9 protein-coding genes, 2 tRNA genes and 2 rRNA genes are annotated in these 20275 nt (G+C 58.6%); 5 read left to right on the top strand and 8 right to left on the bottom strand.

What is annotated here, in order from left to right; all coding sequences use genetic code 11:
* Nucleotides 1-61: 61 nt before the first annotated feature.
* Entirely contained in the window at nt 62-1390 is a 1329-nt protein-coding gene (locus RHM55_RS18350; RefSeq protein WP_322177701.1) for an MFS transporter, read from the bottom strand.
* A 180-nt stretch (nt 1391-1570) separates the two neighbouring features.
* On the opposite strand from RHM55_RS18350, the gene RHM55_RS18345 reads away from it, so the two are divergent.
* From RHM55_RS18345 to RHM55_RS18325, 5 genes are all read left to right on the top strand, one after another.
* Nucleotides 1571-2533 (top strand): LysR family transcriptional regulator, encoded by a 963-nt coding sequence (locus RHM55_RS18345; protein ID WP_219064331.1) that lies wholly within the window; start codon nt 1571-1573, stop codon nt 2531-2533.
* Between the two features lie 291 nt (nt 2534-2824).
* Nucleotides 2825-3676 (top strand): sugar phosphate isomerase/epimerase family protein, encoded by an 852-nt coding sequence (locus tag RHM55_RS18340; protein ID WP_322177700.1) that lies wholly within the window; start codon nt 2825-2827, stop codon nt 3674-3676.
* 15 nt (nt 3677-3691) lie between these two features.
* A complete protein-coding gene (locus RHM55_RS18335) occupies nt 3692-4759 on the top strand; it encodes an isopenicillin N synthase family dioxygenase (protein WP_322177699.1) in 1068 nt (355 codons plus the stop codon).
* A gap of 63 nt (nt 4760-4822) precedes the next feature.
* Nucleotides 4823-5626 (top strand): ABC transporter substrate-binding protein, encoded by an 804-nt coding sequence (locus RHM55_RS18330; RefSeq protein ID WP_322177698.1) that lies wholly within the window; start codon nt 4823-4825, stop codon nt 5624-5626.
* A gap of 54 nt (nt 5627-5680) precedes the next feature.
* Entirely contained in the window at nt 5681-7195 is a 1515-nt protein-coding gene (locus RHM55_RS18325) for an amino acid ABC transporter permease/ATP-binding protein (protein WP_322177697.1), read from the top strand.
* Here the strand turns inward: RHM55_RS18325 and recD are convergent.
* The 7 genes from recD to RHM55_RS18290 all read right to left on the bottom strand — a co-directional run bounded on the left by recD (nt 7190) and on the right by RHM55_RS18290 (nt 20242).
* Nucleotides 7190-9289 carry an exodeoxyribonuclease V subunit alpha gene (recD, locus tag RHM55_RS18320; RefSeq protein ID WP_322177696.1) on the bottom strand — a complete coding sequence of 700 codons (2100 nt, stop codon included), beginning with the start codon at nt 9287-9289 and terminating at the stop codon, nt 7190-7192. The two genes, RHM55_RS18325 and recD, sit on opposite strands and share 6 nt — an antisense overlap.
* Entirely contained in the window at nt 9286-13011 is a 3726-nt protein-coding gene (gene recB, locus RHM55_RS18315) for an exodeoxyribonuclease V subunit beta (RefSeq protein WP_322177695.1), read from the bottom strand. The genes recD and recB overlap by 4 nt, the downstream gene beginning before the upstream one ends.
* Nucleotides 13008-16493, bottom strand: coding sequence for an exodeoxyribonuclease V subunit gamma (recC, locus tag RHM55_RS18310; protein ID WP_322177694.1), 3486 nt, complete (start codon nt 16491-16493; stop codon nt 13008-13010). The genes recB and recC overlap by 4 nt, the downstream gene beginning before the upstream one ends.
* A 177-nt stretch (nt 16494-16670) precedes the next feature.
* Nucleotides 16671-16786 (bottom strand): 5S ribosomal RNA (rrf, locus tag RHM55_RS18305).
* A 146-nt stretch (nt 16787-16932) separates the two neighbouring features.
* Nucleotides 16933-19823 (bottom strand): 23S ribosomal RNA (locus RHM55_RS18300).
* Nucleotides 19824-20059: 236 nt separating this feature from the next.
* A tRNA-Ala gene (locus RHM55_RS18295) sits at nt 20060-20135 on the bottom strand.
* Between the two features lie 30 nt (nt 20136-20165).
* Nucleotides 20166-20242 (bottom strand) — tRNA-Ile (locus RHM55_RS18290).
* Between the last annotated feature and the right edge of the window lie 33 nt (nt 20243-20275).

Genomic DNA, 20275 nt, shown 5'->3' with positions numbered 1-20275 from the left:
GAGTTCTCCTGGATTCGAGCGGCCCGATGCGGGCGGCAAAAAAAGTCAAAGCAAACGGCGGCTATAAAGCCCTGTGCCGTGCCGGGTCAGGCTTCATCAGGGCGGTGCAGAACAGCGCTACCACGCCCATGCCGATCAGATAAACGATGACGTAATGAGGGCTACCATCAGCGTAGGCCAACAATTTGGTGGCGATCATTGGCGCGAAACCGCCCCCCAGGACGCCGGCCAGTTGCACCGACACCGAGATGCCGCTGTAGCGAATTTCTGCAGGGAATTGCCGGGCGAACAACAGCGATTCAGGCGCATACAAAATCGGAAACACTACGCCGACCGCCAGTACCATGGCCCACCAGACCAGCAGTGGCTCGCGGGTTTCGAGCATGGCGAAGAACGGGTAGACGAAAGCGCAAAGCAGCAACAGCCCGGCGAAGTACAAGCGACGTTGCCCGACCTTGTCGGACAGGTGCCCGCACAGTGGCATGGTGATCAGTGACAGGGCCGCGCCAGCCGTGATGGCGTTTAGCACATCGCCACGCGGGATCTGCAACTGGTTGGCCGCGTAGGCCAGGGCGAAGGTCACCGACATATAGAACCAGGCGTTTTCTGCCGTGCGGGCACCGATGATGGTCAGGGTTTCGCGCGGATGATTGCGCAGCACCTGAAACAGCGGGATTTTGACCGCAATGTTCTGCTTTTTCATTTTTTCGAAGTCCGGTGATTCCGGGACTTTCAGACGAATCACCCAGCCGACGCCGAGCAGCACGATGCTGGCGATGAACGGCAGGCGCCAACCCCAACTGAGCATGTCCGCTTCGGGCAATTTGGCAACCAGGCCCATGGCCAGCGATGCCAACACCAGACCGGCACCCACACCGGTTTGCGGCAAGCTGCCGTAAAAGCCTTTCTTGCCTTCGGGTGCATGCTCAACGGCCATCAACACCGCCCCGCCCCACTCGCCGCCAACCGCCATGCCCTGGAGGAAGCGCATGACCACCAGAATCAACGCGGCCCAGTAGCCGATCTGATCATAGGTGGGGATCAGGCCGATGATGATGGTCGGTATCCCCATCATCAGCAGCGTCAGCAACAGCATCGACTTACGCCCGATACGGTCACCGAAGTGGCCGAAAATCACGCCGCCCAATGGCCGGCCGAGAAAACCCACGGCATAGGTAGCGAAGGCTGCCAATACACCGGTGATCGGGTCCAGAGCGGGAAAGAAAATCTTGTTGAAGATGAGCGCGGCAGCCGTGCCGTAGAGGAAAAAGTCGTACCACTCGATGGTCGTACCGGCCATGCTCGCCATACCGGCAAGCCGATAGGGTTTGGCCTTTTTCGCAGGGTTGGCACCGAGTGCGCCAGCGTCCGCCGTTGTAGCGTTCTTCATAAACTCCTCCGCTTATTATTTTTGTGCAGGGTGTTATGGCATGTGGGTGTTGCCTGGGATGTGGCTCGCGACCTTGCGGGTCTTGCTCCTGAACCGCTGATCAAGAAGTTGGTCATGGCCGTGTTTTGGAGTATAGATGTGCAAACTTCTAATAAGAACGCTCATAAAAGCCGGATCAATATGCAAAAAAACATCACCTCCTTGAACCTGCTCAATTGGGACGACCTGAAGTTTTTCCTTGAGGTCGCCCGCACCCGCAAAGCCAGCACCGCGGCCAAGCGCCTGGCGGTGGACTACACGACGGTGTCCCGACGGATCAATTCGCTGGAAGGATCGTTGGGGACATTACTGTTCGAGAAATCGCGCACGACCGGTTTTATCCTGACGCCCGAAGGCCAACGCTTGCTCGGTTATGCCGAGTCGATCGAAAGTACGCTGCACCTTGCCTGCGAGCAGGTGTCCGGGTCGGGAGTGGCCTTGTCCGGCCATGTCCGCATGGGTTGCACCGAAGGGTTTGGCAGCTTTTTCATCACGCCACAGCTGACGCACTTTCTCGACGCGTACCCGGCTATTTCGGTGGATATCCTGCCGCTGCCGCACTTCATCAGCCTGTCCAAGCGCGAAGCCGACATCGTCATTGCTCTGGAGCGCCCCGAACATGGGCCGTATGTCTGCTGCAAGCTGTGCGACTACAGCCTGCGGCTATACGCCACCCAGGAATACCTCGACCGCCATCCGCCGATTCAACGCAGTACGGATCTGACCAACCATCAGTTCATCAGTTACGTCGACGACCTGGCCTTCAGCTCGGAGCTGCTGTATCTAAGCAATCTACTCCCCGGCGCCAACGCGCACCTGCGCAGCACCAGCGTTATTGCCCAGTATGTGGCGGCGCTGCAAGGTCGGTCACTGGCAATCCTGCCGTGCTTCCTGGCAGCACAAGACCCGCGCTTGCTGCCGGTGCTGGAGAGCGAAGTGAAGATCACACGACAATTCTGGATGTACTGCAGAGAGGACCTGAGGAAGCTCAAGCGGATCACCCTGTTGTGGGATTACATCCGGACAGTGACCGAGAAAAACAGCCAGCTTTTGCTGGGCGAAACCAAGGAAATGCTGTTTGCGGACCCGCCAGATGAACAGTAACCCCATGTAGGAGCGGGCTTGCCCGCGATAAGCCGGGGGTCGCGGCGGATCGCGGGCAAGCCCGCTCCTACAGTTGATCCGTGTCTAGATAGTTTAGAAATCTCTGAACTATGGATTTGAGCTTTCCTATTCTTTCCGCTCCCGCGCCGCCCCTAAGATCCATCCCACCAAGGGACCGGATACCCAGAGATTCGGCCCAAAGATTACCCCTTCGCTACTGCCCATCGTTGCCGGCCCGGCTTATGCCGTCGTCGCGCTGTGCCGTAGCCCGAGGAATCTTTGAGGTCGTCGATGAAACTGGATATTTTCCGCACACTCTGGGGCTATACCGCGAGTAAAACCCAAGCGCTGGAAGAGCTGCTGGACGCTGGTTTCGACGGTATGGAAGCGCGTCTGCCGCTGGAAGCCAGCGAGCGTGCAGAATTCTCGGCGTTTCTAAGGGCCAACCAACTCGGCTATATCAGCACCGTTTTCACCGCCTACAACGTCTTGCCCGAACAGGCGGCACCGGTCGCTGAACACGTGGTCGACCTGGACAAAAAACTCGCCTGGGCCGCCGAACTGTCGCCGCGCTTCGTCAATGTGCTTGCCGGCAACGACCGCTGGCAGTTGCCACAGCAGGTCGACTTTTTCGGTCAGGCGCTGGAGCTGGCACGCAAACACGGTCAAGTGTGCAGCTTCGAAACCCATCGCTCGCGCTCGTTGTTCAATCCGTGGATCACCCTCGAACTGATCCGCCAACTGCCTGATCTGTTGTTCACCAGCGACATCAGCCATTGGATCGTCACCTGCGAGCGCCTGCTCAACGACCCCGAGGATGACCTCAGCGCGTTCGTCGATCGCGTGCATCACATTCAAGCCCGGGTCGGCTATGACCAGGGGCCACAGGTCCCGCACCCGGCCGCGCCGGAATACGCCAAAGAGCTGGCCTTCCATCAACAGCATTGGGAAGCGATCTGGTGCTCGCAAAAAAGACGCGGCTATCAGGTCAGCACTCTGACCCCGGAATTCGGCGCCGACGGTTACTTGCATCACCTGCCCTTCACCAACGTACCCGTGGCCGATCTGTGGTCGCTGAACGTGTGGATGGGCCAGACCGAGCGCGAGCACTTCCAGCGTTTCACTCAATCGACTTGTCTTTGAAGGAGCGTTTTCGTTATGCCTGATTTCTCCGAAACCACGGCACCCTCGGTCGCTGCCAACTTCAGCAGCATCCCCGTGGTGGACATTGCCGGGTTGTTCAGTGCCGACCTCGCCCAGCGTCAGGCCGTCGCCGCAGCGCTCGGTGCCGCCGCCCGCGAGGTCGGTTTCCTGTACATCAAGAACCACGGCATCGACGCGCAGTTGATCACCGGTCTGTATCAAGCGGCCAAGGATTTTTTCGACCAGTCCTTCGACACCAAGATGCAGCACTACATTGGCACCTCAAAGACCCATAAAGGCTTCGTGCCCGAAGGTGAAGAGGTTTACGCCAAGGGCAAGCCCGACCATAAAGAAGCCTTCGACATCGGCTTCGAAGTGCCCGCCGATGACCCATTGGTGCTGGCCTACACGCCGCTGCTGGGGCCCAACGAGTGGCCGCTGCTGCCCGGTTTCAAAGCGGCAGTGCAAGCCTATTACGCCGCAATTTTCGCGCTCGGCCGCAGGCTGTTCGGTGGCTTCGCCCTGGCATTGGGCCTGGAAGAAGACTGCTTCGATGCGATGGTCACGCGCCCACCGTCCAAGCTGCGGCTGATCCATTACCCGTTCGACGACGCTGCGCAGGACGCGCCCGGTATTGGTGCACACACCGATTACGAGTGCTTCACAATATTGCTTGCCGACAAGCCGGGTCTGGAAGTCATGAACGATCAGGGCCTGTGGATTGATGCGCCGCCCATTGAGGGCGCCTTTGTGGTCAACATCGGCGACATGCTCGAGGTCATGACCGCTGGTACGTTCGTTGCTACGGCTCATCGTGTCAGAACGGTGAGTGAGGAGCGTTACTCCTTCCCGCTGTTCTACGCCTGCGACTTCCACACCCAGATCAAGCCGCTGCCCAGCTTCGCTCAGGCCGGCAAAGACTACGAGGAAATCGCCATCGGTGAACACATGTTCGGCCAGGCCCTGCAGACCTACCAATACCTACGCAAACGGGTAGAAAACGGCGAGATAGCACTGCCGGAAAAAGCCCGCAAACCGTCGAGCTTCGGGCACCTGAAAAACCAGACCCCGGACGCTCCCTGAATGCAGCCCTGTCACGATCCCGTTAACCCATGTCGCCTTTTTTCTACTGTGGAGTCACCGACGATGCGCAACAAAAACAACACCGCTGTCCGCTTGACCGTGCTTGCCGCCGCCGTGTTTGGCGCCACCCTGGCCCACGCCGCTACAACGGTGACGCCGGGGCAGTTCAAGGTCGGTATGGAGATTACTTACCCACCGTTCGAATCCTATGACAAAGACAAGAATGTGGTCGGCTCCGACCCCGAGTTGTCCCAACTGCTGGCCAGGCACATGGACCTCAAGACCGAATTCGTCGACACCAAGTTTCCGAGCCTGATCCTCGGCCTCAACTCGGGCCACTACGATGCGATCATTTCCGGGATGTACATCACCCCTGAGCGCCAAACCCAGGCCCAGACCATCCCCTACGCCAAAACCGGCGCTGCGATCATGGTGCTCAAGGACAACCCGCTGAAACCGAAAACCCCAGAAGACCTGTGCGGCCTGAAAGTCGGCCTGGAAAAAGGCACGACCTGGGTGGCGCAGCTCAACAAGCTGTCCACTGACTACTGCGTGCCGAACAACAAAGGCGCCATTGCGGTCAGCGAATTTCCGTCAGCACCGGAAGTGACCCAGGCGCTGCTGTCCGGCAACGTCCAGACCCAGGTTGAAATCGATGGCGCGGCCGGCATGATCGCCGAGCGCACCAAAGGCCGTGTGGTGGTCAGCACCGAGCATTCCATCTATCAACAGACCCTGGGCATCTTCGTCAAAAAAGGTAACGAAGCGCTGTATCAGGCGTTGCTTAAAGCCTTCGACGACAGCAAGAAAAGCGGTGAATACGCGGCCCTGTTGAAGAAATACAACCTAGAAGAACCCACCCACTGATTTTTTCCCGTTTGACCTGCCGGCCCCCTGCGAGGCCGGCAGCTTGAGGTGTACATGCAATTTGAATGGTCGTACTTTTTTTCTCTGTTCTCTGTGTCGGATTTCTGGGAAGCCTGCATCACGGTGATCGAACTCAGTGCCCTGGCCTGGTTCATCGGCATGCTGCTCGGTTTTCTGCTGGCCTCGGCCAAACTCTCGACCTCACGCTGGTTGAGTGTGCCTGCGTCGATTTATATCTGGTTCTTTCGCAGCATCCCGCTGCTGGTGTTGGTGGTGTTCGTCTATAACCTGCCCCAACTGTTTCCGTTCACCCGCGAAGTGCTGTCCAACCCCTTCTATTCCGGCTTGTTCGCCTTGGTGGTGACCGAGGCGGCGTACATGGCGGAGATTCATCGCGGCGGCCTGATTTCAGTTGCCAAAGGACAGAAGGAAGCCGGGCGCGCACTGGGTATCGGTCTGATTGGCATGCAACGGCTGATCGTGATCCCACAAGCTTTTCGGATTTCCCTGCCAACCCTGATCAACGAATACATCACCGTGGTCAAACTGACGTCACTGGTCTCGGTCATCTCGCTGACCGAGCTGCTGACCGTCGGCCAGCGCCTCTACGCGCAGAACTTCCTGGTGATGGAAACCCTGTCAGCCGTGGCGGTGTACTACGTGTTGATCGTCAGCCTGTTCGGCTGGTTGCTGCAGCGTCTTGAGCAACACCTGGAATTAAACAACCGCACGCCGCAAACCCTCGACACGGCTGGCGTTGCTCAATTACGCGCCAGCCTGATACCGACATCGAGCGTCGTCCGCACGCAAAACGGCATCGGCGCCGCGCCCGCGCTACAGCTGCATAACATCCACAAAAGTTATGGCCAGCATGACGTGCTCAAAGGCATCGATCTGGACGTGAACGCCGGCCAGGTGATTTCCATCATCGGCCCGTCCGGCTCGGGCAAGACCTCACTGATCCGCACCATCAACAGCCTGGAGAGCATTGATCAGGGTGAGATCATTCTGTTCGGCGAAAGCTTCATCCATGCCGGCGACAACCTCAACAGTGCTCAGGTCCGCTACGGCGTGCAGCGCATCGGCATGGTTTTCCAGAGTTTCAACCTGTTCCCGCACCGCACCATCGTCGACAACATCACCCTCGCACCGCTCTACCACGGCCGCGAACAGCCACCGAGCGAACAACGCGCCTATGCGCTCCTGGACAAGGTCGGCCTGCTGGCCCACGCCCACAAATACCCGCATCAGCTGTCTGGCGGTCAGCAACAGCGCGTCGCCATTGCTCGCGCCCTGGCGATGGACCCACAGATCATGCTGTTCGACGAACCCACCTCCGCCCTTGATCCGGAGTTGGTGGGCGACGTGCTGAACGTGATTCGCGACCTGGCCAAAGAGGGCATGACCATGCTCATCGTCACCCACGAAATGGACTTTGCCCTGTCGATTTCCGACCGGGTCATTTTCATGGAGGACGGGCTCATCCAGGTCGACGCCACGCCCCAAGTGATCAGGGCGCATGACGCGGGTGAGCGGGTCAGGCGATTTATGGGGCTACGTCCGCTATAACCCCAGCATCAAACCGCTCAGGCGCTTGACCTTGCGCCTGAGCGCCTCGTCGAAAATACCCTGGCGCGGCTCGATCAGGCTGAACCAGTGCTTGGCCCGCGTGATGCCGGTGTAGATCAGCTCTTTGGTCAGCACCGGATTCAAGGACTCAGGCAGGATCAGCGCGGTATGGGCGAACTCCGAGCCTTGGGATTTGTGTACGGTCATCGCGTACACGGTTTCAACGTCGTTGAGCCGGCTGGGCAGCACAAACCGTACGCCGCCGTTGCCGTCATTGCGCGGAAACGCGACACGCAGCACCTGGCGTCCCGCCTCTGGCCCGCTGCGTTCGGGCAAGCGCAGGGCGATGCCGATGTCGCCGTTCATCAAGCCCAACCCGTAATCGTTACGCGTCATCAGTACCGGACGACCTTCATACCAGTGCTGATCGCTTTCGATCAGGTTCGCGTTGAACAGCGCCTGAGTGATCCGTTGATTCAGCCCTTCAACACCCCACGGGCCTTTGCGCACGGCACACAGCAACTGGAACGAATCGAACGCTTCCAGCACCGAGCGCGCCCACAGTGTCCAGCATGGATCTTCAAGCGCGGCCCCTTCGGCAGGACGCTGATCGGCCAGCACACCCAGATAATGCCGATAACCTTGCGGGCCTTCGGTGCCCTGCCCCAACCCCTCTAGCAGCAAGCGCTCCAGAGAGCGGTCCTGTTCACCCTTGAGCGCCAGTGCAAACAGGTCGCTGTGGCTGCGCGCGGCAAGCAATGCCCGTGCGTCTTCGGCCTGTTGTTGATTGACCAGCCGGGCCAATTGGCCGATACCGCTGCCCTGCACGAAACGCCGGGAATGGCGCAGCATCACCACTTGTTGGGCCAACGGGAACTGCGTGGCGTCACCTTGCTGCAATCCGCTTTTGCCCAGGTCTTCGCCGCTGACTGCCTGCAGCCAGGCTTGGGTTTGCGGACTATAGAGGCCCGCTTCCGCATCACGACACAAATCACCCAGCACCGCGCCGGCTTCCACCGAGGCCAACTGGTCTTTGTCACCGAGCAAAATCAGGCGTGCATGGGCCGGCAACGCAGCCAGTAGATTGGCCATCATTTCCAGGTCGATCATGGAAGCTTCATCGACCACCAACACGTCCAGCGGCAGCGGATTACCCGCGTGATGGCGGAAATGACGGGTGCCCGGTCGGCTGCCCAGCAGACGGTGCACGGTGGTCACGTCGCTGGGGATTTTTTGCCGCACGTTTTCAGCCACTTCAAGGGACTGCACTTGATGACTGATGGACTCGGTCAACCGAGCAGCCGCTTTACCGGTGGGTGCCGCCAGACGAATGCGCAACGGCTGGCCACTCTCCACGGCAGGCGCCTGCAACAACGCCAACAGCCGCACCACCGTCGTGGTTTTACCGGTACCAGGGCCACCCGTGATGATGCTGAAAGCCCCGCGCGTCGCCAATGCGCACGCCAGTTTTTGCCAGTCGATCAGCGCGTCCGGGGCCGGATTGGCCTTGCCAAATAACGCATCGAGTCGTTGCGCCAGATCTGTGGGCGCGGCGTCCTGTTGCGCCAGACGCTGACGCAATGCTGCGGCGATACGTCTTTCGTAGTGCCAGTAACGGCGTAAATACAGACGCCGACCCGACAGCACCAATGGCTTGTGCGCCGCAGCCTCGCTGTGATCATCGGCCTGCGCCACCAAGGCACTGCCAGCCAACGCCTGACACCAGGCGCCACCGTCCAGCGCCACCAGCAATTGCGAGGGCAGCAGCATCGGACCGGCCTGCACATCGCCCTCAGGCGGCAGTGACAGGGCAAAGTCCGGCTCTTTCAATGTTTCATACAGGTCAAGGCAGACATGCCCATGACCCAGTTGATGGCTGGTCAACGCCGCCGCCAGCAGCACCAGCGAATCCGCCTGCGGGTCCAGCTCGCTGAGGAATGCGACAAAGGCCCGATCCAGCGCCCGCAGCCAGCCACGCTCGACCCAGCGCTCGAGCAACAGCAGCAGGTCGTCGACACGACTCAGTGGCGTCAGCTCGGCCAGGCTTTGTGCATCCAGCGGTGTGGGCAACAGTTCAGCGAATGAGCGGCTCATGCGGACTCTCCTGACAGCACATCTTCCTGGGGCAATGACTTGCCTTGAAACAGTAGATCAAGACGCTCGATCAGCTCACGCGGCGGACGGGTGAAGTAGGCGCCCTGACTCGGCGCACGGGTGCCGCGCAGGAACAGGTACAGCGCGCCGCCCATGTGCCGGTCGTAATCGTAGTCAGCCAGACGCGCCTTGAGCTGGCGGTGCAGGGCCAACAGGTACAGCACGTATTGCAAGTCGTAACGGTTGTCCAGAATCGAGGCGGTCATCGCTTGCTCGGTGTAGGCCTCTTCATCAACGCCCAGCCAGTTGGACTTGTAGTCGGCCACGTAATAACGGCCCTGGTGCTCGAACGTCAGGTCGATAAACCCTTTGAACATGCCATTGAGCGACGCCGCTTCCGCCGGAGCTCGCGGCGCGCCGTCATGGGTGTAGCGCCGAACCAGCGTATCCATCCGTGCCACGTCGACCTTGTGACAGGCGAACCAGAACTCCATTTCGACCTGATACTGGCCCAACTGCCCCAGCGACATAGGCTGATCATCCGCCGCCAGACGCAGCGGCAGATTGAGCAGGTGCGTCATCCAGTCAGTGAGCGTCGGAATCCAGCCTTGCCAGCCGCGCCGATTGCAGCGGCTGCCGATGGCTTTTTCCAGTTTGAGCAGGTCGGCGGCCGCTGCCGCAAAACCTTCACGCCCGGCCCATTCCAGCAAGCCATGCAGAAAGGTCCCGGGATTAGGCCCGCGCGGGAACCGATGGATGTCGCCACCACTGACCAGCACCTCGCGGGGTGCGTCGGGATCGAGTCGTTCGTCGTCGAACAGTTTTTGCGCCTGCGGGCTGTCCGGGGATTCGTCGCTGCCTGCGGTGAGTGTGTCGCCAATACGCAAGGCGCTGTACGAAGCAATCCACCAGTTTTCGGCGGCACGGCGTTTTGGCAGGCGTGGTTTAAGCAAGACAGCTTCATTGCGTGGCGGACTGAACGTGATGCTCGTCGGCTCGGGCATGGCTTCGACGTTGACGGCCGTGCAGTCGGCTTTTAGGTGTTGCAGCCATTGGCTCAGCCCCGCGGATTCGGTCAACGGCGCCCCGCCACCCAGCAGATAGCCCAGCGCAGAGCGGTGCAGTATTGAGCTGTTGGCATTGCCGCGTTTGAGGTCCGCCACGCCCAACCAGCAGATGGACTCTGCCCGTGTGAGGGCGACGTAGAGCAGGCGTAAATCTTCGGCGAGACGCTCGTTATCCGCTTGTTCGATCAAGGCTGCCGTGGGCTTGAGACTGATCTGTGCCCTTCCGTCCGCATCATGAAAGTGCAACGGCAAGCGGCTGCCATCCACCGGTTTTGAGGAGCAGATGAACGGCAGGAACACCAACGGGTATTGCAGGCCTTTGGACTTGTGGATGGTCACCACTTTGACCAGTTGCTCATCGCTTTCCAGGCGCAGGATCTGCTCTTCACCCGCCTGACCGGACAACGCCAGATGCTCGCCTAGATGGCGAATCAGAGCTTGTTCGCCGTCCAGTTCGGCAGCGGCTTGTTGCAGCAGTTCAGACAGGTGCAGCAAGTTGGTCAGCACGCGCTCGCCGTCGTTGCGGCTGATCAGCGCCTGCGGCAATTGGAAGTCGTGCAGCAAGCGCCGCAGCATCGGCAGCACGCCCTGGCTGCGCCAGATCGCACGATAGCCGCGGAACTGCATGACGCGCGCTTCCCACGCCAATTCGTCCTGATTCAGACGTTCAAGCTCGGCCAGTGAGAGGTTCAGAGTGATGCAGGCCAAGGCGGCGCGCAGGGTACGCTCCGAATCCGGTTCGGCGCAGGCTTTGAGCCAGCTCAGCACGTCGTGTGCTTCCTGCGCGGCGAACACCGAATCCTTGTCCGACAGATAAACACTGCGCACACCTCGTGCCGACAGCTCACCGCGCACGGCCTGCGCCTCTTTGCCGTCTCGCACCAGGATCGCGATATCGGCGGGCAGTAAACCGCACAGCGCTTTACCCGGCAGAACGAACCCGGTGTGACCTTGCTGGCCTTCATTGAGCAGGCGCACGATTTCGCTGGCGCAACTGGCGGCCAGCTGTTGTCGATAGGTCGCACCAGAGACCGGTTGATCGCTTTCCAGCTGCCAGACATTCAGCGCAGCGGGCGCTTGGCCATTAACCTGAAACAGCGCTTTGCGCCCTTGGGATTTGGCAGGTCCGAACGGCACCTGATTGCCATTGCCGTCACGGAACAGAAAGGCGCCGCGCCCTTGCTCGCGTTGCTCGGCGCGCCCGAATACATGATTGACGGCCTCCACCATGGCATGGCTGGAGCGAAAGTTTTTATCCAGCGTGTGCCAGCGCCCAGTGGTGGCCGAGCGCGCGCGCAGGTAGGTGTAGATGTCAGCGCCACGGAACGCGTAGATCGCCTGTTTCGGGTCGCCGATGAGGAAGAGCCCGGTCTCGCGACTGTTCTCTTCGAGTCGGTAGATGCGCTCGAAAATCCGGTACTGCACGGGGTCGGTGTCCTGGAACTCATCGATCAGTGCCACGGGGAACTGCTCACGAATCAGGGTCGCCAGACGCTCGCCCCCGGCGCTGCCCAATGCCGCATCGAGCCTGAGCAGCATGTCATCGAAACCCATCTCTGCTCGCCGACGCTTCTCTTCTTCGAAGCGTGTGCCTACCCATTGCGCAGCGTGTTCAAGCACGGCGGCATCAGGCGTGGGTAAGGTGTCGAGACTGGCCTTGAGTTCGAGCATCGCGTCGAGCGCCGGGTGCGATGGTGCGTCACCCTTCCACGCTTCGGCAAAGCCATCGGGCGTAAGGCGAGTGAAGCCAGTGCCCAGATCGAGTTCTTCCTGATCCTCGTCTGCCGCCCACGCGGTGAGCTTTTCGAACCACGGCTTGAAATAGCGCTCCTGCATCTTGCGCCCATCGACGGCCTTGCGCGTAACCGCGTCAATGCAGATCGCCAGCAGCTCGGCGGCCCAGTCGACCCAAGGGGCTTTCAGGGCCTGCAACGCTTCGCGACGTTGCTGCAATGTCGCCGCGATCAGCTCGGCAGGCTCTTGGGTTGTATGGCCTCTATCGCCGTCGCCAGCGTTGCCGAACAGGGCCCGAACTCTCGGCAGCAATGCCGCCGGGCTGCCCCAATGGGCGCGCACCCACTGCAGCGCATCACCGCTCATGGGATAACAAAACCGCCGCCAGTAATCGCGAAGCACTTCACTGAGCAATTCGCTGTGATCGGTTTCCAGGGTTTGGGTGAACAGGCTGCCACTGTCGAAGGCGTGCTCGCGCAGCATGCGCTGACACCAACTGTGGATAGTCGACACCGCAGCCTCATCCATCCACTGCGCGGCAATATCCAGGCGATTGGCGCACGCAGGCCATTGCTCGGCGCTGTACTGATCGCGTAACTCAGCGATTAGATCATCGGGTGCTGCCATCTCATCACGAAAGAACCGTGCAGCTTCCGCCAACCGAGTGCGAATACGGTCGCGCAGTTCTTTGGTGGCGGCATCGGTAAAGGTCACCACCAGGATTTGCGGCGGCAGTAACTCTCGGCCGAAGCCCGATTCGCCGCCATGGCCGAGGACCAGGCGCAGGTACAACGCAGAAATGGTGAACGTCTTGCCGGTGCCGGCACTGGCCTCGATCAGCTGGCTGCCGTGAAGGGGAAAGCGCAGGGCCAGGGATGCTGTCTGTTGTTGAGTCGGCTGTTCTGTTTGATTGAGGTTCATGCGCTGGCCTCCGCCGTGGACAGGGATTGCCAGGGGGCTTCAAACAATGGGCGATACAGGGCGTCACACCAACCCACAAATTCTTCGCTGTCGATCAGCGCAGCAAAATCCGGGAACTGACGGGCCAACGCAGTGCTTTCGCGACGCTCACCATTGGTGGTCTGGCCATCACCTTCATACGCCTTGCAGGCTGCTGCCTCTGCCTTCGCTTCGTCACTCTGGCCGAGCCAGGCAAACGCGGTTTTCACGGCCACGGGCAGTGGTCGCTGCATTCCGGTTTGCCAGGCCATCAACAGATGATTAAGCGCTGTCGCTGCGGCGTCTTTTTCCAGCGGGTCCAGCAACAGGGTTTCATCGCTGGCGACCAACGCCGTGCTCAGCGGTAGACCGCAAGCGCAGGCCACCAGGTGAATCACCCAGGGCCGCGTCAATCGATGCCACTTGCGGGTTTTCTTCGAGCCAATGGCGTTCGGAATTGCGGTCACGGCCAACAACCCACCGCTGCTGTTTTTATGCAGCCCGCTGAGCCAGCCGTCCAGACTCACCTGCTGGTGAGTAAAGCTGACGGGCAATGCACTGTTCAGCGGTTCGGGCCACTGGCGCAGCAGGTCTTGATAACGCTGGAGCAGGTCAGGCAATGGCTCGATCAGCTCCTCTTGCAGGCTCGCGCCGAAGCCGGCCATGGGCAGCAACCCACTGCCTTGCAGCCGTCGGGCCTGGGACAGCAAGGCGTCATCGATCTGCTCGGGCCGCGCCAATGCCGCTTCAAGCAGGCTTTCGCTCAAGCTATAGCGCTCAAGGGCATCGAGCACGAAGGGTTCTTCATCCGCGAGGGGCGCTTCGGCCACTTCGAAGAAAATCTTCAATCTCTGGCTGAAAAAGTGCCGGACCGGGTTGCGCAGAAAGTCTTGTAGTTGCGCCAGGTTGAGCGGCTCCTCCTGCTGATGCTCGGACAGTGCCGTCGCGTCAGCCACCGGGATGTTCGACTCGTGCAGCATCTGCCATTCGCGAGCGAAGCTGAAGAAACCGCTGCCGTCATGGAAATACCGTGCGCTGAACGGCTGCAAGGGGTGTTCGAGGGTCAGCGTGTGTAGCAGTTGCTCGCCGGGATTACGTTTCTCCGCGTCTTCTGGCTCTACCGCACCGACCGGCTTCCAACCGCTGGCGAGATGATCGCGAAGCTGACCAATCAGCACCGACGCCGGACGCTCGCTGTTGTCACGGATGCTGCGCCCGACCCAGCTGATGTACAGCTGATCACGTGCGGAGAGCAGCGCTTCAAGCAGCAAGTAACGGTCATCTTCGCGCCGGGAACGGTCGCCGGGACGGTAGTCGCTGCCCATCAAGTCAAAGTCCAGCGGCGGCTGCGCTCGTGGGTAGTCGCCATCGTTCATGCCCAGCAAGCAGACCAGTTTGAAGGGGATTGCACGCATGGGCATCAGGGTGCAAAAGTTAACCGAGCCCGCCAGAAAGCGCTGAGACAAACGCCCTTGGTCAAGACCGGCCAACCAGGCTTCGCGTACGACAGTCAGGGGAAGTTCGTCGAGCAGGCCTACCGATTCACAGGTGTCCAGCCAGGTTTCACGCAACTGCTCGAGTTGGCCGAGCAGGTAGTCGTCATGCTCACTGTCGGCCGCGAAGAACACTTGCACCAAGGCTTGCAGACGCGCGCCCCAAATCTGGGGCGTCGCCGGGAGCGAGAGCTCACTATGGGCAACCTGTAAGGCATCGATCAGTGAGACCAGAGGGCCAATCAGCGCGGCATCAAGCCCGCCAATCTCATCGTACGGTTCAATGCCGTCACAGGAAGCGCCCGCCCCGACGGCGTAGCCCAGCAGCATGCGACGCAGACCGAAATGCCAGCTGTTCTGCTCCAGTTCATCAGGCAAACCCAGGCCCGCGCGCTGCTTGGCGTTCAAGCCCCAACGAACACCCGCACCTTCAATCCAGCGATGCAGCGTCGCAAGGTCACGCTCTTCGACGCCAAACCGTGCGCGCAGTGCCGGGACGTCCAGCAGATCAAGGATTTCACTGACCGGGAATCGACTGTCCGGGATCTTCAGCAGGTGTTCGACTGCAATCAACAACGGTTCACGGCCGCGCTGGCCTTGGTCGGCCAGGGTGAACGGAATGAAGCGTCGATCATCACGCTCGAGCTGGCCGAACACGGCACGGATGTGCGGGGCGTAGCTATCGATGTCGGGGACCATGACGATCACATCGCGCGGGCGCAGATCCGGGTCAGCGCTGAAACGGGCGAGTAATTGATCGTGAAGGATTTCCACTTCCCGCTGCGCGCTGTGCGCTACATGGAAACGGATCGATCGGTCTTTGCCTGGGTCGACCGCAGGCCACAGATCGCGGGTCTCGCTGAGTGGGCGCAGCTCGAGAATGTCGTCCTGAAGCTGGTTCAGTAGCGTGCGAGGTTCGCTCTCACTGAACAGATCGATACGTCCGTCCCTGAACGCTGCCCGGTAGCTGTTGGGCTCGTCATAACTGTCCAGCAGATTGATGTAGTCACGACCTTGTTTGCCCCACGCGGCGAGCAGCGGATGTGCATGCTGATGCAGCGCCTCGGGGTCCAGCACGACGGGCATTCCGGCTTTACGCGCCTGACGCTTATATTGATGCCGTAACAGGTCTTTATCGGCGACGATGTCTGCCCAATGGTGCCGACACGGGTTGTGCACGCAGAGCAGCACCTGACTGAATTTCGCCAGACCGGCCAGGGCTTCGAGCGCTTGCGCCGGTAGCGAAGAGATGCCAAACACAATGACCCGCGAAGGCAGGCCTTCAGGTGCCTCGGTCAGGCTATTGATACGCTCGATAAAACGCTGGTGAACGCCCGCGCGGCTTTGCGCCATGTCTTCGACGCCGACGTCCAGCAGTAGCGCACGCCACAACTCTGCCTGCCAGCAATTGGCCGGGGTCAGAGCCTTGCTCTCGCCTCGGCCGTTGCGCAATTGATGGCGACCCGCCGCCCAGTCTTCGAGCCAGTCAGCCCGATAGACCTGGTATTGGTCAAACAGGTCCGCGAGCCTTTCAGAGAGCTGGTAACGCTTACGTAGATCGGTGTCGTTAGTCAGGAAGCGTTGCAACGGCTCGAAATGTGGCTGATCAATCAGCGCAGGAAGCAGGCGCATCAAACGCCAGGTGAGAGGTGCCTTGTCCAACAGCGAAGTCGCTGGAATTTCATCACGTCCCAACACCACTCGGTACAGCTGCCACATGAAACTGCCGGGGAGTTGCACATCCACTGCGGCTGCGATTCCGCATCCACCCTGATCGTCGTCCTGAGAGTCCTCAGCCAGAGCCAGCTTCAACCATTGAGCGATGCCGTTGCTTTGCACCAACGCAATCTCATTCTCCAGGGGCGCCAGCGGATAACGCCGCATCCATGAAACGACAAGGCTGCGCAACTCATCCAGTCGGTTGCCATGAACCACCATGAATCCAGCACTGAGCGTTGGTGTAACCGGCATAGCTGCTTCCTTGACTGATACCGTCATCGAGTTTCGCGCAGACGGCCCATGAATTGAATGAAAAACTGATGGCAGAACCTTAAGGGCAAGCGAGCAGGATTGCCACCTGATCGGACTTTTTCCTGCGCACAAACAAAAACCCTGTCTGCATAAGCAGACAGGGGTTTCGGAATTTAATCTTGACGATGACCTACTCTCACATGGGGAAACCCCACACTACCATCGGCGATGCATCGTTTCACTGCTGAGTTCGGGATGGGATCAGGTGGTTCCAATGCTCTATGGTCGTCAAGAAATTCGGCTGCCGGATCGTCGTGCTTGCGCGCAACGGGCCAACTAATGGGGATGTGATAGATCTGTGGGTTGTTGCCAATTTTCGGTTTGTGTCGTCTTCACACACCGCAATCTGCTCTTTCGACGCAAATTGCTTGGGTGTTATATGGTCAAGCCTCACGGGCAATTAGTATTGGTTAGCTCAACGCCTCACAGCGCTTACACACCCAACCTATCAACGTCGTAGTCTTCGACGGCCCTTCAGGGGACTCAAGGTCCCAGTGAGATCTCATCTTGAGGCTAGTTTCCCGCTTAGATGCTTTCAGCGGTTATCTATTCCGAACGTAGCTACCCGGCAATGCCACTGGCGTGACAACCGGAACACCAGAGGTTCGTCCACTCCGGTCCTCTCGTACTAGGAGCAGCCCCTCTCAAATCTCAAACGTCCACGGCAGATAGGGACCGAACTGTCTCACGACGTTCTAAACCCAGCTCGCGTACCACTTTAAATGGCGAACAGCCATACCCTTGGGACCGGCTTCAGCCCCAGGATGTGATGAGCCGACATCGAGGTGCCAAACACCGCCGTCGATATGAACTCTTGGGCGGTATCAGCCTGTTATCCCCGGAGTACCTTTTATCCGTTGAGCGATGGCCCTTCCATACAGAACCACCGGATCACTAAGACCTACTTTCGTACCTGCTCGACGTGTCTGTCTCGCAGTCAAGCGCGCTTTTGCCTTTATACTCTACGACCGATTTCCGACCGGTCTGAGCGCACCTTCGTACTCCTCCGTTACTCTTTAGGAGGAGACCGCCCCAGTCAAACTACCCACCATACACTGTCCTCGATCCGGATAACGGACCTGAGTTAGAACCTCAAAGTTGCCAGGGTGGTATTTCAAGGTTGGCTCCACGCAGACTGGCGTCCACGCTTCAAAGCCTCCCACCTATCCTACACAAGCAAATTCAAAGTCCAGTGCAAAGCTATAGTAAAGGTTCACGGGGTCTTTCCGTCTAGCCGCGGATACACTGCATCTTCACAGCGATTTCAATTTCACTGAGTCTCGGGTGGAGACAGCGCCGCCATCGTTACGCCATTCGTGCAGGTCGGAACTTACCCGACAAGGAATTTCGCTACCTTAGGACCGTTATAGTTACGGCCGCCGTTTACCGGGGCTTCGATCAAGAGCTTCGCGTTAGCTAACCCCATCAATTAACCTTCCGGCACCGGGCAGGCGTCACACCCTATACGTCCACTTTCGTGTTTGCAGAGTGCTGTGTTTTTAATAAACAGTCGCAGCGGCCTGGTATCTTCGACCGGCATGGGCTTACGCAGTAAATGCTTTACCCTCACCGGCGCACCTTCTCCCGAAGTTACGGTGCCATTTTGCCTAGTTCCTTCACCCGAGTTCTCTCAAGCGCCTTGGTATTCTCTACCCAACCACCTGTGTCGGTTTGGGGTACGGTTCCTGGTTACCTGAAGCTTAGAAGCTTTTCTTGGAAGCATGGCATCAACCACTTCGTGTGCCTAAGCACACTCGTCATCAGCTCTCGGCCTTAAGATCCCGGATTTACCTAAGATCTCAGCCTACCACCTTAAACTTGGACAACCAACGCCAAGCTGGCCTAGCCTTCTCCGTCCCTCCATCGCAATAACCAGAAGTACAGGAATATTAACCTGTTTTCCATCGACTACGCTTTTCAGCCTCGCCTTAGGGACCGACTAACCCTGCGTCGATTAACGTTGCGCAGGAAACCTTGGTCTTTCGGCGTGGGTGTTTTTCACACCCATTATCGTTACTCATGTCAGCATTCGCACTTCTGATACCTCCAGCAAGCTTCTCAACTCACCTTCACAGGCTTACAGAACGCTCCTCTACCGCATCACCTAAGTGATACCCGTAGCTTCGGTGTATGGTTTGAGCCCCGTTACATCTTCCGCGCAGGCCGACTCGACTAGTGAGCTATTACGCTTTCTTTAAAGGGTGGCTGCTTCTAAGCCAACCTCCTAGCTGTCTAAGCCTTCCCACATCGTTTCCCACTTAACCATAACTTTGGGACCTTAGCTGACGGTCTGGGTTGTTTCCCTTTTCACGACGGACGTTAGCACCCGCCGTGTGTCTCCCATGCTCGGCACTTGTAGGTATTCGGAGTTTGCATCGGGTTGGTAAATCGGGATGATCCCCTAGCCGAAACAGTGCTCTACCCCCTACAGTGATACATGAGGCGCTACCTAAATAGCTTTCGAGGAGAACCAGCTATCTCCGAGCTTGATTAGCCTTTCACTCCGATCCACAGGTCATCCGCTAACTTTTCAACGGTAGTCGGTTCGGTCCTCCAGTTAGTGTTACCCAACCTTCAACCTGCCCATGGATAGATCGCCCGGTTTCGGGTCTATTCCCAGCGACTAGACGCCCTATTAAGACTCGCTTTCGCTACGCCTCCCCTATTCGGTTAAGCTCGCCACTGAAAATAAGTCGCTGACCCATTATACAAAAGGTACGCAGTCACCCAACAAAGTGGGCTCCCACTGCTTGTACGCATACGGTTTCAGGATCTATTTCACTCCCCTCTCCGGGGTTCTTTTCGCCTTTCCCTCACGGTACTAGTTCACTATCGGTCAGTCAGTAGTATTTAGCCTTGGAGGATGGTCCCCCCATATTCAGACAAAGTTTCTCGTGCTCCGTCCTACTCGATTTCACTGCAAAGAGATTTTCGCGTACAGGGCTATCACCCACTATGGCCGTCCTTTCCAGAACGTTCCGCTAATCTCAATACAGCTTAAGGGCTGGTCCCCGTTCGCTCGCCACTACTAAGGGAATCTCGGTTGATTTCTTTTCCTCAGGGTACTTAGATGTTTCAGTTCCCCTGGTTCGCTCCATACACCTATGTATTCAGTGTAAGGTAACGGTCTTATGACCGCTGGGTTCCCCCATTCAGACATCTCCGGATCAAAGTCTGTTTGCCGACTCCCCGAAGCTTTTCGCAGGCTACCACGTCTTTCATCGCCTCTGACTGCCAAGGCATCCACCGTATGCGCTTCTTCACTTGACCATATAACCCCAAGCAATCTGGTTATACTATGAAGACGACATTCGCCGAAAATTCGCAATTTAACTCACAAATTTTACCTTAGCCCGTGACACCACCAGTGAAAGTGCTGCCCGGTCTAACTTTCTATCACATACCCAAATTTTTAAAGAACGATCTAATCAAAGACTAGAAATCAACATTCACCATCCAATTGATGGAATGCTCATTTCTAAACTCTACAATACAGAAGCAGTAAGTGGTGGAGCCAAACGGGATCGAACCGTTGACCTCCTGCGTGCAAGGCAGGCGCTCTCCCAGCTGAGCTATGGCCCCGTATCTCTACAGGCGTTTCCCACACAAAATTGGTGGGTCTGGGCAGATTCGAACTGCCGACCTCACCCTTATCAGGGGTGCGCTCTAACCAACTGAGCTACAGACCCAATTTCGGGCTGCTTCTAAATCGTCTTTTTCAA

The sequence above is a fragment of the Pseudomonas sp. MH9.2 genome, assembly GCF_034353875.1.
Classification (GTDB): Bacteria; Pseudomonadota; Gammaproteobacteria; order Pseudomonadales; family Pseudomonadaceae; genus Aquipseudomonas.
This window is presented reverse-complemented; position numbering and strand designations above follow the sequence as displayed.

Coding starts and splice junctions, on each gene's coding strand:
- RHM55_RS18350 (WP_322177701.1), bottom strand. CDS start 1,390: ATGAAGAACGCTACAACGGCGGACGCTGGCGCACTCGGTGCCAACCCT.
- recB (WP_322177695.1), bottom strand. CDS start 13,011: ATGAACCTCAATCAAACAGAACAGCCGACTCAACAACAGACAGCATCC.
- recD (WP_322177696.1), bottom strand. CDS start 9,289: ATGAGCCGCTCATTCGCTGAACTGTTGCCCACACCGCTGGATGCACAA.
- RHM55_RS18325 (WP_322177697.1), top strand. CDS start 5,681: ATGCAATTTGAATGGTCGTACTTTTTTTCTCTGTTCTCTGTGTCGGAT.
- RHM55_RS18345 (WP_219064331.1), top strand. CDS start 1,571: ATGCAAAAAAACATCACCTCCTTGAACCTGCTCAATTGGGACGACCTG.
- RHM55_RS18335 (WP_322177699.1), top strand. CDS start 3,692: ATGCCTGATTTCTCCGAAACCACGGCACCCTCGGTCGCTGCCAACTTC.
- RHM55_RS18340 (WP_322177700.1), top strand. CDS start 2,825: ATGAAACTGGATATTTTCCGCACACTCTGGGGCTATACCGCGAGTAAA.
- RHM55_RS18330 (WP_322177698.1), top strand. CDS start 4,823: ATGCGCAACAAAAACAACACCGCTGTCCGCTTGACCGTGCTTGCCGCC.
- recC (WP_322177694.1), bottom strand. CDS start 16,493: ATGCCGGTTACACCAACGCTCAGTGCTGGATTCATGGTGGTTCATGGC.